Genomic DNA, 14,821 nt, shown 5'->3' on the forward strand with positions numbered 1-14,821 from the left:
GCCGGTCGCTTTCGCATCGACGCGTCCGGGAAGAAGATCACCGCCGATCCCCGAGGAGCATGATGACCCGCCCGAAACTCGCACGTCGCCTCACGGCATCCGCCGCAGTGGTGGCCTCCGTGGCCGCCCTCACTCTCCTGGGCCCCGCCGCCTGGGCTGCCGACACGCCCCCGAACCCCGTCGACAAGTCGGGGTACACCCTCGACTTCAGCGAGGAGTTCGGCGGCACGACGCTCGACACCAGCAAGTGGATGCCGAACTATCTTCCGCACTGGGTCCCCGCAGAGGACTTCGCCGACACGGCGGCTCGCTACACGATCTCGAACGGCACCATCAAGCTCCGGGTCGAGCAGAACCAGCCGCCGTGGAACCCCGACCAGGACGGAACCGTGGTGTCGTCCGCGATCCAGACGCACAACCAGAACAATTGGCATCCCTTCAACGGCAGCGCCGTGAACCGCAACAACCTGCCGACATTCGACGGGTACTCCACGAAGTACGGCTATTTCGAAGTGCGTGCGAAGAACTCCAATGCCGGAGGCGGCGGGCACCAGGCCCTGTGGCTCGTGGGCACCAACACCACCGGCGGGCAGTCGGAGATCGACATGATCGAAACGTTCTTCAGTACTCCGAACAGCTGGCGCATCGCCGCCTACGGGTGGGGCGACCCGAACTTCCTCGGTTCGTGGTCTCTCGACACCGTTCCTGTCTCCGGCTCTCCGACGACCGAGTTCCACGTCTACTCGATGGACTGGACGCCCACACAGCTGCGGTTCTACTACGACGGCCAATTGGTGAAGACGCTCAACGACGCTCCGAACACGGCCATGGGCATCATCATGAACATCTACACGGGAGCGGGCTCCGGCCAGCCCAACAGCGTCTGGCCCAAGCAGTGGGAGGTCGACTACCTGCGCGTCTACAAGGACAACGCCGGCTACTCCGAAGCCGTGTCGCCCACGTGGAAGCTCATCAACAACCGGCACCGCGCCGGCGCGATCAACATCGAGCCGAATGACGGGCTGGTGCGCTTCGGAGAGGTGCCGTCGACGTACTGGAGCGCGCAATGGGTGCCGGAGACGGCTTCGGGCACGACGAAGTACCGGAACCGGTGGACCAATCAGTACCTCTACGTGAACGGCACGAACGTGCGGCACGGAACCGCGGCAGCGGCGGGAACGGCCGCCGAATGGTCGACTCCCGACGCCGGCGGAGGGTTCACGCGCATCCAGAACGCCTCGGGTGCCCTCCACGTCGAGAACAACACCGGCAAGGTCGAGTTCGCAAACGTGTCCAGCAGCTGGTGGTCTTCGCACTGGCAGCTCAAAGCCGCTCCCGCGAACTGACCCCGACATCGGGAGGGGGACCCGTCGGTCCCCCTCCCCTCCGAGGAGAACCTCATGCGCACGACACGACCGCGATCCGCCTCCGCACTCCTGCTGACTCTCGCTCTGCTGGCAGGAAGCGGAAGCCTGATCGGCTGCACCGACTCGTCGTCACCGGCCGCCTCCGCCGCCCCGAGTGCGACACCGCCCGGGTTCGATCCGGACGCGACCCTGTGGACTCTCGCCTCGACCGGAGAGGAGCTGTCGCTCGAGGACGAAGATGTGCAGGCTCTGCAAGAGGTCGTGGCTCTGCACTCCGGAGCCTCGGACAACCGTTCACCCGCCACCATCGTGGACTCCGTCGATGCCGAGGAATCGTTCTTCACGCCGCTGTTCGTCGAGAAGCTCGGGACCGACAGCTACCGCGACGCCCTCGTGGCGATGTACGTGGACAACGACCTGACGATCGAGCAGACCGGCGTCGCCTGGACTCCGTCGATGATCGACGCCGGGCGCACGAAGGCGACGGTCGGGTTCGAGTCACTCTTCCGCATCGTCAGCGCATCGGAGGGTTACCTCCACGAGCTCGGCATCGACGCCGGTGCGGAGTTCGCCCAACCCCGGGAGTACACCCTCACGAAGATCGACGGCGTGTGGCTCATCGACGACATCGCGAAGGGACCACTGCGCGCCACATCCGAACCCGCGCCATAACCACTGGCCGCCCTCTCCTGCGCCCCTCTCCTGCGCCCCGGTCCGCAGCCACGGCATCCGCACGACTAGCGTGGGGGTCATGCGCATCCCCGCCGCGATCCGCGCCTCAAAGCGCTCCCCGCTGCTGCAGGTCGTGAAGTCGGCCGCAGCGACGATCGCCGCGTGGCTCATCGCCGGATGGGTGTTCCCCGCACAGCTGCCGGTCTTCGCCGCGATCGCCGCCCTGCTGGTGGTGCAGCCCAGTGTGAACCAGTCGCTGTCGAAGGCGCTCGAGCGCAGCATCGGAGTGATCGCGGGTGTCGTGATCGCCGTCGCGCTGGGGCTGCTGCTCGGCTCGCCCAGCTGGATCGTGCTGCTCGCGATCGTCGTCGCGATGCTCGTCGCCTGGATCTTCCGGGCCTCACCCGGCACCGGCAACCAGGTCGCGATCTCGGCGATGCTCGTGCTGGCACTGGGGTCTTCCAGCCCCGAGTATGCGTTCGCGCGCATCGTCGAGACCCTGATCGGCGTCGTGATCGGCATCGTGGTGAACGCGCTCATCGTGCCGCCCGTGCTGGTCGCGCCCGCACGCCGAGATGTCGGACTGCTCGGCAGCGAGCTCGCAGCGAGCCTGGACCGCCTTGCGGATGCGCTTCCGGAACCGCAGACCCCGGCGAAGCTGCAGGAGCTGATGCTCGAGGTGCGGCTGCTGCGCCCGATGAAGGACGCTGCAGAGGCATCCATCGCCGCCGGCGAGGAGTCGCTCACCCTGAACCCGCGACGCTCGACCCACCGTGCAGACCTTCGCGAGATGCGGACACTGCTCGACCGACTCTCCCCCATCGTCACGCAGACGATCGGCATGACCCGCGCGTACTTCGACCACTACGACGACACGATCGGCGAAGAGCCTGCGGTGGCCGCGATCGCCGAGCAGCTGCGGCGGGCTGGGCATGATGTGCGCCTCGCCGTGCAGATCGCCGAGGCCTCGCCCGAGCCCGACACCATGACCTCGGCGATCCCCGCGCTCACCGCTCCGCTCGTGATCCGGCCACCGTCGTCGCAGCACTGGATCCTGATCGGATCGCTCATGGAAGACCTCCGCCGAATCAGGGGCGAGCTGGTCGACGAGGACTGAGCCCGGCTTACGCTGGAGGCATGTCCGACTTCACCGTCCCGAAAGCACTCGGGGAACTCGCCGCTCTGGAAGACCCGAAGATGCGCGCGGCCAACGAGAAGCGCGGCGACGACCACGGCATCAACCTCAGCCGCATGCGGGCGCTGGCCAAGCGGATCAAGACCGACCAGCTCCTCGCCCAGGAGCTGTGGGCCACCGGCGAGACGCCCGCGCAACTGCTGGCCCTGCTGATCTGCCGCCCTCGCGACTTCTCGGCCGACGAACTCGACGCCATGCTGCGCGAGACCCGAGCACCCAAGGTCAACGACTGGTTCGTCAACTACGTCGCCAAGAAGACCCCGCTCGCCGAAGAGCTGCGACTGCGCTGGTTCGACGACGCCGACCCGACCGTCGCGGCTGCCGCCTGGTCGCTCACGACCGTGCGTGTGGTGAAGGACCCCGAAGGACTCGATCTGCCGCACCTGCTCGACCTGATCGAGCGGGATATGAAGGATGCGCCGTCGCGCCTGCAGTGGGCGATGAACGAGACCCTGGCGAACATCGGCATCTTCCATCCGGAGCACCGTGCGAGGGCGTTGGAGATCGGCGAGCATCTGCAGGTTCTCGCCGACTACCCGACACCTCCGGGCTGCACCTCGCCCTTCGCGCCACTCTGGATCGGCGAGATCGTGCGGCGCCGCGAGGGCTGACCCGCGCCGGCATCGCGCCCCTGAGCTGCGGCACCGTGGCGTGTCTGATCCACGTTCCGCAGCACAGTCGGTAACGTTATACACTTTATTCATTCGCATGTGCACTGGGGGTGACCGTAAGGCGCGGTCTCCGGCACCTGCGATCGAAACTGGGGAAGCATCACCATGGCTACGCAAGACCAACTCAACGCACTCATCGCCGACATCGCGAGTGACATCAACGGGTTCATCGGAGCATCCGTCGTCGATGTCGAGTCCGGCCTCCCGCTCGCCTCGAACTCGGTCCGTCCGGACTTCGACCTCGACGTCGCCAGCGCGTACAACAGCGAGATGGTCAAGAGCAAGCGGAAGACGATCGACGCCCTCCACCTCGACGCGACCCTCGAAGACATGCTGCTGACGCTGGACACGCAGCTGCATCTGCTCAAGATGATCGACGACGACACGTTCATCTACCTCGCGGCAGACCGCCAGGCGACGAACATCGCCCTCCTCCGCTCCGCTGTGAACCGCCACGTGGCGGCCTTGAACGCTTGACCGGTGAGGCCGTCGGAGACGACCGCCCCGAGAACGGCTCGTGGGTGCGCACCACTGCGTCGGATCTTTCGACGCGGCGCGCACGCTGGCGACGCGTGAGTCTGCCGACGCGCTTCCGCCTCGTCTTCGCCGGGCCTGTGGGCGCGGGAAAGACCACAGCTGTCCGCGCGCTGAGCGACATCGTGCCGGTCGACACCGACGTTCCCATCTCGGCAGGCTCCGCGGAGTACGGCGACGGAGAGAAGACGACCACCACGGTGGGACTCGACTACGGCGCCTGGAAGCCCACAGACGAGATCTCGGTGGCGCTCATCGGCGTTCCGGGTCAAGACCGCTTCGCTCACGCACGGCAGAGTGCCTCGACGCCCGACACACGCATCCTGCTGTGGCTGCGTGCAGACCGCGGGAGCATCCTCGACGACGCCGGCGAATGGCTGCCGCGATTCGCTGACGACCACGATCGCCTCGTGATCGCCGTGACCCACTGCGCTGACGATGCGATCGACACGGTGCGCGCGGAGCTCACCGAGACGTTGGACCGCTACGGGATACCCCACACGCGCGTTCTCGCGGCCGACGCGCGCGACCGCGAAAGCGTCATGCGGGCGGCCTGTGTGGCACTGGACCTCCCGGAAGAAGAGTCATGAACGCCTCCACCCGAGGGGGCCACCCCGCTCCGACGAACGAGTCGACGCCTGCGCCGGACGCCGTGCTGATGCATCCGGATCTCGCGGCGAACTGGTCGCTCTGGTCCGGCGTGGTGAGTCAAGCCGCGCTCACGCGGCTTCGGCATCTCGAGGAGCGATTCCCCGAGCTGACCACAGCGGTCCTCTCGACCGCCGACGGCCTGCACATCGCCTCCGTCGGCACCCTCGGTGAGACCGGCGAGCGTCTGGCGGCCATGAACGGCTCGCTGTTCGCCGTCGCCAGGGCCGAGGCCGAGATCATCTCGCGCGGAACGGAACCAAGCCTCTCCGCCGTGGTCTCGGTGTCGATCGGGCAGAGTCAACTGTCGCTGCTCAGCTTCATCCTCGCCCCCTACGGCCAGCTGCTCCTCTCGGTGTCGGCGAAGGGCGTGCAGGTCGGGACAGTGATCGTGCAGGCCCGTTCGGCCGCGTACGAACTCATCACCGCACTGGGGCTCGCGGGCGCACCGGGATGAGGCTGGCTACGCTGAGGCCATGAGCACGCACATCGCCGCAGAGCCCGGTCAGATCGCCCCCATCGTCCTGTTCCCGGGCGATCCGCTGCGAGCGAAGTGGATCGCCGATACCTTCCTCGACGACGCAGAGTTGTACTCCGAGACGCGCGGCATGCTGGGTTACACCGGCACCTGGGAGGGGCATCGCGTCTCGGTGCAGGGCTCCGGCATGGGGCAGCCGTCGATGGCGATCTATGCGAACGAGCTGTTCGACTCCTACGACGTGCAGACGATCGTGCGCGTCGGTTCGTGCGGAGCGCTGACCGAGCGGGTGAAGATCCGCGACATCATCATCGCGAACGGCGCCAGCACCGACTCCGGCATCAACCGGGTGCGCTTCCACGGACTCGACTACGCGCCCGTGGCCGACTTCTCGCTGCTGCGTGCCGCGGTCGAGGCGAGCGAGACCGAACCTCTGGAGTCGACCGTGCACGTGGGACAGCTGTTCTCGAGCGACCAGTTCTACAGCACCCGCCCCGAGCTCACGGAGCCGTTCGTGCAGCACGGCATCCTCGGCGTCGAGATGGAGGCCGCGGGGCTCTACACGCTCGCGGCCTACTACGGTCGACGCGCCCTCGCCATCTGCACGGTCAGCGACCACATCGTCACGGGCGAGGAGACCACCGCGCAGGAGCGCGAGCAGACGTTCGGCGACATGATCCGCATCGCCCTGCGCGCCGCGACCGCCTAGCGCGCATCCGCTCTCGGCCGTCGGCGGACGCTACGGGGTGTCGCCGACGGCGTGCGGGCGGGGCAGTGCCACCATCACGCCGGTCTCGGTGAACTCCTGCTGGATCTCTTCGTCGTGCTTGTAGGTGACCAGGCTCACGCCCACGGCGGCGAGCATCGCGAACACGAAGGCGGGAAGCAGTTCGTAGAGCCCGGTGTCCAGCGCCTTCCAGATGAACACGGTCGCCGCACCGACGAACATCCCGGCCAGCGCGCCCCAGTTGGTGAGCTTGCGCCAGTAGAGGCTGAGCAGGATGACCGGCCCGAAGGCGGCGCCGAATCCCGCCCACGCGAAGGAGACGAGTCCGAGGATCGTGTCGTTCGGGGTGATCGCCAGCACCGCAGCGACGATCGCGACCCCGAGCACACCGAGCCGCCCCATCAGCATGAGCGTCTTCTGCGACGGTGGTGTGCGTCGGAACACGCCGTACAGGTCTTCCACGAGGGCCGAGGAGCACACGATCAGCTGGCTGGAGATGGTGCTCATGATCGCGGCGAGCACGGCGGCCAGGACGAGGCCGGCCACGAACGGATGCAGCAGCGTCTGCGACATGAGCAGCACGACGGTCTCCGGGTTGGCCAGGTCGACACCCGTCTTGGCGATGTAGGCGACGCCGACGAGGCCGGACAGCACTGCGCCGCCGAGGGAGACGATCATCCACGAGATGCCGATGCGGCGAGCACTCTTCGCCTCCTGCGGCGACCGCAGCGCCATGAACCTCACGATGATGTGCGGTTGCCCGAAGTATCCGAGGCCCCAGGCGAGCGACGAGACGATGGCGAGGATGGTGCCGCCGGTGAGCGCTGTGCCGGAGAGCATCGAGAGGTGGTCCGGCGCGACTTCGTTGATCAGCTCCCCCGTCTCGGCCAGTCCACCGATGGCGACGATCGCGGCCACGGGGATCACGATCAGCGCGATCACCATCATGAGCCCCTGCACGACGTCGGTCAGCGACGCACCGAGGAACCCGCCGAAGAGCGTGTACGCGAGGGTGACGCCCGTCACCAGCAGCATGCCGGTCAGGTAGTCGCCGTTGAAAGAGCTCTCGAAGAAGACACCACCGGCGACCATTCCCGACGAGATGTAGAGAGTGAAGAACACGAGGATGACGACACCGGAGACCACGCGCAGCAGTCGCGTCGTGTCGCGAAGGCGGTTCTCGAAGAAGCTCGGCACCGTGATGGAGTTGCGCGACACCTGCGTGTAGGCGCGAAGCCGGGGAGCGACGAGCAGCCAGTTCAGGTAGGCGCCGATGGTGAGCCCGACCGCGATCCACGCCTCGATGAGACCGGAGACGTATATCGCTCCCGGGAGCCCCATCACGAGCCAGCCGGACATGTCGGAGGCACCGGCGCTGAGCGCAGCCACCCACGGCGGAAGATTCCGTCCGCCGAGCACGTAGTCCTCATGGTCGCCGGTTCGCCGGAAGGCGATCCAGCCGATGAGCAGCATCGCCGCGAAGTACACACCCAGCGCTGCGAAAGTGAAGATCTGGTCGGGCATCGTCGTCGTCCCCCCTCGCGGTGAGGCCACCGCATCCGGTCGTCGTTCGATGATGCCAAGAGCGGTTGTCGCCGCGCAGACCCGACTCGGCGCGGCGGCACTTCGGCCGTGCAGAGCAGGAGCACTCACGGATGGGGGATGATCGAGGGACCATGACTTCCACTCCGCGGCTCGACCCCGCCCTCGTTCCGGACGCCGCGGATCCGGATGCCGTCTACCTCGCCTTCGTCGAATGGGCGGAATCGACGGGCATCAGCCTGTACCCCGCGCAGGACGAGGCGGTCATCGAGATCGTCTCCGGCAACAACCTGATCCTGTCGACGCCGACCGGCACCGGAAAGTCGCTCGTCGCGATCGGCGCACACTTCAGCGCCCTCATCGCGGGGCGACGCAGCTACTACACCGCCCCGATCAAGGCGCTGGTGAGCGAGAAGTTCTTCGCCCTGGTCGACGTGTTCGGGGCCGAGAACGTCGGCATGGTCACGGGCGACTCGTCGGTGAACGCGGATGCGCCGATCATCTGCTGCACGGCCGAGATCCTCGCGAACCTCTCGCTGCGCCAGGGCACGGATGCCGACGTCGGCCAGGTCGTCATGGACGAGTTCCACTTCTACGCCGACCCCGACCGCGGCTGGGCGTGGCAGGTGCCGCTGCTCGAACTGCCGCAGGCGCAGTTCATCCTGATGTCGGCGACTCTCGGCGACGTCACCGAGCTCGCCGCCGACCTCACGCGTCGAACCGGTCGCGAGACGGCGACCGTGACCGGTGTCGAGCGCCCCGTCCCCCTGCACTTCTTCTACGAGACCACGCCGATCCACGAGACGATCGACGACCTGCTGAACACCGGGCAGGCGCCGATCTACGTCGTGCACTTCTCGCAGGCCGCGGCCATGGAGCGGGCGCAGGCACTGTCGAGCACGAAGGTCGCCACCCGTGAGCAGCGCGACGCGATCGCGGCGCTGATCGCCGAGTTCCGATTCACGACGGCGTTCGGAAAGACGCTCTCGCGCTTCCTCCGCGCCGGGATCGGCGTGCACCACGCCGGCATGCTGCCGAAGTACCGGCGCCTGGTCGAGCAGCTCGCCCAGCGCGGACTGCTGCGCGTGATCTGCGGCACCGACACCCTCGGCGTCGGCATCAACGTGCCGATCCGCACCGTGCTGCTCACCGCGCTCACGAAGTTCGACGGCACCAGGATGCGGCAGCTGAACGCCCGCGAGTTCCATCAGATCGCCGGTCGCGCGGGTCGTGCCGGCTACGACACCGCCGGTACCGTGGTCGCCCAAGCCCCCGAGCACGAGAGCGAGAACGTCGCCGCGGTCAAGAAGGCCGGCGACGACCCGAAGAAGAAGCGCAAGATCGTGCGCAAGAAGGCACCGGACGGCTTCGTGTCGTGGGGCGAGCCGTCGTTCCGCAAGCTGATCGACGCCGTACCCGAGACTCTGACTTCGCACATGCAGATCACGAGCGCCATGATGCTCAACGTGATCGCGCGCGGCGGCGACGTGTTCGCGAATATGCGCTCGCTGGTATACGACAATCACGAGCCGCGGAAGCGTCAGCGACAGCTCGCACTCCGTGCCATCGGCATCTACCGCACCCTCCGAGAATCGGGCATCGTCGAGAAGACCCCGGAGGGCGACATCCGTCTCACGGTCGACCTGCAGCCGAACTTCGCGCTCAACCAGCCGCTGTCGCCGTTCGCCCTCGCCGCATTCGAGCTGCTCGACCCCGATCCGGCTGCCGGAACGGGCACGGGCTCGTACGCGCTCGACATGATCTCGATCGTGGAGGCCACCCTCGACGATCCGCGCGCCGTGCTGAGCCAGCAGGAGTTCCTAGCCCGCGGCGAGGCGGTCGCGATCATGAAATCCGAGGGCATCGAGTACGACGAGCGGATGGAACTGCTCGAGCAGATCACCTACCCGAAGCCGCTCGACGAGCTGCTGACGGCCGCCTTCGAGACCTTCAGCGCCGCCCAGCCCTGGATCCGCGACTTCGAGCTGCACCCCAAGTCGGTCGTGCGCGACATGTACGAGCGGGCCATGTCGTTCGGGGAATATGTCGCCTACTACAAGATCGCGCGCTCCGAGGGCGTGGTGCTGCGCTACCTCTCCGACGCCTACCGTGCGGCCTCGCAGACCATCCCCGAGGAGCTCAAGGACGAGGATCTGCGCGACCTCATCGAGTGGCTCGGCGAACTCGTCCGCCAGGTCGACTCCAGCCTGCTCGACGAGTGGGAGGAGCTGATCGCCGGCGTCGACAACGGACGCTTCGATCCGCACGCCCCCGATGAGCCGATCGTCCCGCCCGCACCCAAGCGCCTCACGAGCAACATCCGCGCCTTCCGCATCCTGGTGCGCAACGAGCTCTTCCGCCGGGTGCAGCTCGCAGCGCGGGAAGACGTGAACGCGCTGGCCGAGCTCGATCCGGGCTTCGGCGCCGATGCCTGGTCGGATGCCCTCGACGGATACTTCGCCGACCACGACGAGATCCTCACCGGAGGGGACGCCCGCAGCTCGAAACTGCTGATCCTCACGGAGGGCGCCATCTCGTGGACCGCACGGCAGATCTTCGACGATCCCGCCGGCGACCACGACTGGGGCATCTCCGCGACGATCGACCTCGCCGCCTCCGACGAAGCCGGTCAGGCCGTCGTCACGGTCACCGGGGTCGACCGGCTGTAGCCGCTGCACCCTCGCGCTCGACGTCTTCCCTCTCCACACCGACCACCCGGCCGAACCGCCCCAGCGTCTCGCGTCGGTGCGAGGCGGCGATCACCGTCCCTTCGAAGCCTTCGAGCACGTCGGAGATGATGCGCTCCGACTCGGCATCCAGGCTCGCGGTGATCTCGTCGACGATGAGCACGCGGGGCTCGCGGCACAGTGCCCGCGCCAGCGCCAGCCGTGCACGCTGACCCCCGGAGAGGCGAACCCCCTGCTCGCCGAGTTCGTCGTCGAGGGTGATCCAGCCATCGGCCCCCACCCGCGTGAGCGCACCGCGCAGTTGCTCGTCGGTGCGGGTGTCGGAACCGCGTACGAGGTTGTCGCGCACGGTGCCGTGGAAGAGCCGGGCATCCTGCTCCACCACGGCGACGGTCCGGCGGAGATCTTCATCGCGGATGCGGCCGAGCGGGTACACGATGCCCGCCGCATCGACGAGGGCGACCGTGCCGGCCGCGGGATCCCACAGCCGTGCGGCGAGCGCGATGACCGTGCTCTTGCCTGCACCGGAGGGACCTGCGAGACCGATGTGCTCCCGGGCATCGACGTCGATCGACCAGTCGTGCAGCACCACTTTCTGATCGTCGTAGGAGAACGACACCTTCTCGAAGCGCACCCCGAGCGGACCGTCGGGCAACGGGAGCGGACGGTCGACCGGCGCCACTACGGGGGGACGGTGAAGGCCCGCCCCCACGCGATCGGCACTGGCGATGAGCGGATGCAGCTCCGACACGGTGTGCGCGGCATCCGCCACGGCAGCGACTCCTGCGACGGCGAGCGCGATCACGGCCGGAAGCACCGCAGCCTGGGTACTGCCGACCGTACTGCCGAGAAGGAGCGAAGCCGCGATCACGCCGATGACGACGGCGGTGAGGATGAGCTCGCGCATCCCGTCGACGAGGTGGGCGATGGCCTCCCGCCGACGGCTGATGCCTGCCGACCGCCGGGTTCCCGCGACCGCCTCGTGCACGACCCGGCGCTGCAGGCCATAGGCGAGGATCTCGCGCAGCGCACCGAGCGCGTCGACCAGCCGTTCGGACTGCTCCTCGCGCTCCTGCTGCTCGCGCGCCCCGATCCGTCGTGCCGGGCCCGCTCCAGCCCAGGCGGTGAGCGCGACGGCGATCGCGCCTCCGAGCATCACGAGAGCGGCCATCGGCATCACGAGGAACGCGCAGACCAGGGCTCCGACGAACAGGGTGAGCGCAGCACCGATCTGCGCCACCGTGTGCGCGTAGAAGAACTCCAGCTTCTCGATGTCGGTCATCGCCACGGATGCCGCCCGACCGGAGTGCTCACGACGGCGCCCCGGAACACTGCGGGAGTAAGCGTCGAACAGTGCCATCCGCAGCCGGGCGAGCACGCGGTAGGCGAGAGCGTGCGACACGTCCATCTCGCGCCAGGTGAGGAACGTGCGCAGCAGCACGAGGGCTCCGAGCGCTACCCACCAGACGACCGGCGGCCACTCGCCATGCACCACGGCTCCACCGACGCCGAGGGCGGTGAGCACCCCGATGGCGGCGAGTGCGCACAGGCTCGTGGTGGCGATCAGGTAACTGCCGACGATGCGCCGCCATTCCGGTCGCAGTGGGGGAAGCAACCGGGCGAGGATGACTGCGGACGAGGTCATGAGGCCTCCTTCACGAGCATTCCGTCGCGGAGCACCCGCACGTCGGCGACCCTGGCAAGGGCCTCGGGGCGGTGGCTGATCATGAGCACGATCCTCTCTGCGGCGACACGTTCGAGCGTCTCGGCCACGGTCAGGGCGCTGCGGTCGTCGAGCGCGCTGGTCGGCTCGTCGACGAGCAGTACCGGGCGCCGGGCGAGCAGCGCCCTGGCGAGGGCGAGGCGCTGTCGTTGCCCGCCCGACAGGCTCGTCCCCGCCTCCGCCACCATCGCGTCGAAGCCTCCCGGGATGGCCCTGATCTCGTCGAGCACGCCTGCCGCAGCACACGCGCCTTCCAGCGCCTCCTGCCCGGCGTCGAACAGGTCGACGTTCTCCCTGATGGTCCCGGCGAACAGGACGGGCCGCTGTGAGACCACGGCCACGTCGCTCGGCTGGAGGGGGCGCCCATCGAGCTCGACCGTCCCCGCAGTCGCCGGCAGGAAGCCGAGCACGAGATCGAACAGCGTGGATTTGCCTGCGCCCGAAGGTCCGGCGATGGCGTGCACCTCTCCTCGCGCGGCGCGGAGGTCGACACCGCGGAGCACGTCGTGGTCGGCGCCGGGGTAGCGGTACGAGAGCCCGGAGATGCGAAGCACCTCTCCCCCGACCGCCGGCACCATCTCGGCCTCCGGCACCATCCCGGGGGACCGACGGAACGCCCCGAGCGCCGCCAGTCCGGGGACGGCATTGAGCCCGAGGAATCCGGCATGCCAGTGCCGTGACAGCTCGCGCACCGGACGGAACGCCTCGGAAGACAGCAGGAGCAGCGCGTAGACCTCGACGGCGGGCGGGTGCCCGGTCAGGACGGAGACGACCGCCAGCCCGGCAGCGATCACCACCCCCGCCTGCACGGCGAAGTCGGTGATGGCCGTCTCCGCGAGCGATGACCGCATCACGCGCTCGGTGGCGAGGCGCAGGGCCTCCGACCTGGTGTGGAGCCGCGCACGCGTCGCGGGAACATCCCCCAGCGCCCGCAGCGTCGACATGCCGCGGAGCGACTCGAGCAGGTCGCCGCTGAGTGCCTCATAGCTGTCCCAGTGCTCGAACCCGCGTCGGGCGAGCATCCGCTTCCATAGCAGGGGCCCCAGCACCGCAAGCAGGATCCCCACGGCGACGCACAGCGCGATCAGGGGAGACAGCACCGCGATGAGGCCCACCGCGATCAGGCTGCCGACGACGAGCTGCGCCACGGCGGGGATGTACTTCGACACGTAGGCGTCGGTGCCGTCGATACCGTCGCCGAGCGCGAGCTGGGTCGAGCCGTCGCGGAGCGTGGCATCGTGCAACCGCTCGGGGACGAGCGCTGCCGCGACGGCCGCACCGCGCAGGTCTTCTCTGACGCGTCCGCCGAGGCGAGCAGCCGCATCGCCCTGCACCAGCGTCAACAGCACCCGCGTCAGCCCTATCGCGAGGATCGCACCGATGCCTGCGACCGCGCCCGCCGCGTCACCGCGCACGAAGGCGGCGAGCGACCACGCGAGGGCGAGCGCCTGCAGAAGGTGCGTCGCGAACACGACGAGGAGGAGAAGGATGCTCACGGACAGGAGCCAGGGACGTCGTCGCGCTTCGCGCCACAGCTCGGGGACGATCATCATCGTGCACCTCCGGGGGAGTCGAGGAAGGCGAGCGCGTGGAGGATCCAGCGGTCACCGGTCGAAGAGAAGCCGGAGACCGGGCGCGTACCCCTGTCTCCGGCGAGCGCGGCCTCGTAGCAGAGACGGGCCGCGGCGAGATGGGCGCTCCAGAGCGCAGCACCGACGACGGTCGAAGGAGCCGTGATCGGCACGGACCAGGAGCGGACGTCGGTCGCCCCGCGCACCCAGGCCTGGCCGGATGCTCTCGCGACATGCTCGACCTCGGGCGCGGCCGCACCGCTGATCCGGGCGGCGAACTCCGCGGTCGCGGGCGAGCGGCGCCGGCCGAGAGCGCGCCGAGCCGCGGCATCCGGTACCGGGTCGTGGGGGATCTCGATCGCGGCGAGCGGGATCTCCGGCGCGAGCCCTCGACGGATCCACGCGTCGACGTCGGCAGCGCGAGGCACCCCGAGCAGAGACCGGAGCCGGGTCGAGGGGCCGACCTCCACCGGCCCGGCCTGCACCCCCAGCAGGAAGAGCACGGCGGCGACCGCATAGGCGGCATCGGCGATCCACAACGGCCACGCCCGATGCCGGTAGCGCCCGAAAGACCGCCCTGGCAGCACCGCGAACACCACGCGCGCGACGCCGCCGTCTGCCGCGGGTGCGGGCCATCCGTACGCACCGTCGGCGGCGAGGTCACGACGACGGAAGACGCCCTCCTCCTGGTCGACCGTCCAGCGCGCGCCGGTCGCGTCGATCAGATGCGTCTGCACCGGGTAGCACGCCCCGGCGGAAGGCACCGGGCGTCGGCGGATGCGTGTGGCCCGGCCGTCCGTCGTCCGATGGAACTCCCCCGGGTGCCACAGGCCGTCGACGAGCTCCCGCACTCCGCGGCGAGGTTCATCCACCACCGCCCCGGCGCGTTCCCAGGCGTTCGCCCGCGGCCCCGGCGGCAGCGGCCCCGCGGGCAGGCGCGACGTCTGCGCCTCGGCGAGCGGGGCAGGAAGACCAGGGCCCTCCGGGAGTGTGCGATGCATGACCG

Annotated in this window: 13 protein-coding genes; 9 read left to right on the plus strand and 4 right to left on the minus strand. The window is 68.7% G+C overall.

The features are described 5' to 3' along the window. Positions 1 to 62: 62 nt before the first annotated feature. From CQ040_RS10180 to deoD, 8 genes are all read left to right on the plus strand, one after another. Positions 63 to 1,346, plus strand: coding sequence for a glycoside hydrolase family 16 protein (locus CQ040_RS10180; protein WP_181156869.1), 1,284 nt, complete (start codon positions 63 to 65; stop codon positions 1,344 to 1,346). Positions 1,347 to 1,400: 54 nt separating this feature from the next. Continuing rightward, positions 1,401 to 2,039 carry a hypothetical protein gene (locus tag CQ040_RS10185; protein ID WP_105527248.1) on the plus strand — a complete coding sequence of 213 codons (639 nt, stop codon included), beginning with the start codon at positions 1,401 to 1,403 and terminating at the stop codon, positions 2,037 to 2,039. Positions 2,040 to 2,118: 79 nt separating this feature from the next. Then, on the plus strand, positions 2,119 to 3,156 hold the full coding sequence (locus CQ040_RS10190; protein WP_105527249.1) for an aromatic acid exporter family protein: 1,038 nt from the start codon (positions 2,119 to 2,121) through the stop codon (positions 3,154 to 3,156). 20 nt (positions 3,157 to 3,176) lie between these two features. Next, entirely contained in the window at positions 3,177 to 3,845 is a 669-nt protein-coding gene (locus CQ040_RS10195) for a DNA alkylation repair protein (protein ID WP_105527250.1), read from the plus strand. Positions 3,846 to 4,010: 165 nt separating this feature from the next. Further along, entirely contained in the window at positions 4,011 to 4,382 is a 372-nt protein-coding gene (locus CQ040_RS10200) for a hypothetical protein (RefSeq protein WP_105527251.1), read from the plus strand. Beyond that, on the plus strand, positions 4,379 to 5,029 hold the full coding sequence (locus CQ040_RS10205; RefSeq protein ID WP_105527252.1) for an ATP/GTP-binding protein: 651 nt from the start codon (positions 4,379 to 4,381) through the stop codon (positions 5,027 to 5,029). The genes CQ040_RS10200 and CQ040_RS10205 overlap by 4 nt, the downstream gene beginning before the upstream one ends. Beyond that, on the plus strand, positions 5,026 to 5,544 hold the full coding sequence (locus CQ040_RS10210) for a hypothetical protein (protein ID WP_105527253.1): 519 nt from the start codon (positions 5,026 to 5,028) through the stop codon (positions 5,542 to 5,544). The genes CQ040_RS10205 and CQ040_RS10210 overlap by 4 nt, the downstream gene beginning before the upstream one ends. Before the next feature lie 19 nt (positions 5,545 to 5,563). Then, complete coding sequence (deoD, locus tag CQ040_RS10215) at positions 5,564 to 6,274, plus strand: purine-nucleoside phosphorylase (protein ID WP_105527254.1); 711 nt, start codon at positions 5,564 to 5,566, stop codon at positions 6,272 to 6,274. Positions 6,275 to 6,304: 30 nt separating this feature from the next. Here the strand turns inward: deoD and putP are convergent, their stop codons facing one another. Beyond that, a complete protein-coding gene (putP, locus tag CQ040_RS10220) occupies positions 6,305 to 7,816 on the minus strand; it encodes a sodium/proline symporter PutP (protein WP_105527255.1) in 1,512 nt (503 codons plus the stop codon). Positions 7,817 to 7,968: 152 nt separating this feature from the next. Here putP and CQ040_RS10225 point away from each other — a divergent pair, with 152 nt between their 5' ends. Next, positions 7,969 to 10,503 carry an RNA helicase gene (locus CQ040_RS10225; protein WP_105527256.1) on the plus strand — a complete coding sequence of 845 codons (2,535 nt, stop codon included), beginning with the start codon at positions 7,969 to 7,971 and terminating at the stop codon, positions 10,501 to 10,503. Here the strand turns inward: CQ040_RS10225 and CQ040_RS10230 are convergent. The 3 genes from CQ040_RS10230 to CQ040_RS10240 are packed head-to-tail and all read right to left on the minus strand — an operon-like array spanning position 10,481 to position 14,816. Then, the gene (locus CQ040_RS10230) at positions 10,481 to 12,166 is read right to left on the minus strand and encodes an ABC transporter ATP-binding protein (protein ID WP_105527257.1); all 1,686 of its coding nucleotides are present in this window, start codon (positions 12,164 to 12,166) and stop codon (positions 10,481 to 10,483) included. The genes CQ040_RS10225 and CQ040_RS10230 overlap by 23 nt on opposite strands. Continuing rightward, positions 12,163 to 13,797 (minus strand): ATP-binding cassette domain-containing protein, encoded by a 1,635-nt coding sequence (locus CQ040_RS10235; RefSeq protein ID WP_181156871.1) that lies wholly within the window; start codon positions 13,795 to 13,797, stop codon positions 12,163 to 12,165. The genes CQ040_RS10230 and CQ040_RS10235 overlap by 4 nt, the downstream gene beginning before the upstream one ends. Continuing rightward, on the minus strand, positions 13,794 to 14,816 hold the full coding sequence (locus CQ040_RS10240; protein WP_146113903.1) for a hypothetical protein: 1,023 nt from the start codon (positions 14,814 to 14,816) through the stop codon (positions 13,794 to 13,796). Before CQ040_RS10240 ends, CQ040_RS10235 begins: the two co-directional genes overlap by 4 nt. Between the last annotated feature and the right edge of the window lie 5 nt (positions 14,817 to 14,821).

Origin of the sequence: Microbacterium sp. MYb54, from assembly GCF_002979515.1 — a bacterium.
Lineage (GTDB): Bacteria > Actinomycetota > Actinomycetes > Actinomycetales > Microbacteriaceae > Microbacterium.

Bases quoted from the DNA above. Each gene is read 5' to 3' on its own strand.
- CQ040_RS10180 (WP_181156869.1), top strand. From the start codon at position 63: ATGACCCGCCCGAAACTCGCACGTCGCCTCACGGCATCCGCCGCAGTG.
- CQ040_RS10185 (WP_105527248.1), top strand. From the start codon at position 1,401: ATGCGCACGACACGACCGCGATCCGCCTCCGCACTCCTGCTGACTCTC.
- CQ040_RS10190 (WP_105527249.1), top strand. From the start codon at position 2,119: ATGCGCATCCCCGCCGCGATCCGCGCCTCAAAGCGCTCCCCGCTGCTG.
- CQ040_RS10195 (WP_105527250.1), top strand. From the start codon at position 3,177: ATGTCCGACTTCACCGTCCCGAAAGCACTCGGGGAACTCGCCGCTCTG.
- CQ040_RS10200 (WP_105527251.1), top strand. From the start codon at position 4,011: ATGGCTACGCAAGACCAACTCAACGCACTCATCGCCGACATCGCGAGT.
- CQ040_RS10210 (WP_105527253.1), top strand. From the start codon at position 5,026: ATGAACGCCTCCACCCGAGGGGGCCACCCCGCTCCGACGAACGAGTCG.
- deoD (WP_105527254.1), top strand. From the start codon at position 5,564: ATGAGCACGCACATCGCCGCAGAGCCCGGTCAGATCGCCCCCATCGTC.
- putP (WP_105527255.1), bottom strand. From the start codon at position 7,816: ATGCCCGACCAGATCTTCACTTTCGCAGCGCTGGGTGTGTACTTCGCG.
- CQ040_RS10225 (WP_105527256.1), top strand. From the start codon at position 7,969: ATGACTTCCACTCCGCGGCTCGACCCCGCCCTCGTTCCGGACGCCGCG.
- CQ040_RS10230 (WP_105527257.1), bottom strand. From the start codon at position 12,166: ATGACCTCGTCCGCAGTCATCCTCGCCCGGTTGCTTCCCCCACTGCGA.
- CQ040_RS10235 (WP_181156871.1), bottom strand. From the start codon at position 13,797: ATGATGATCGTCCCCGAGCTGTGGCGCGAAGCGCGACGACGTCCCTGG.
- CQ040_RS10240 (WP_146113903.1), bottom strand. From the start codon at position 14,816: ATGCATCGCACACTCCCGGAGGGCCCTGGTCTTCCTGCCCCGCTCGCC.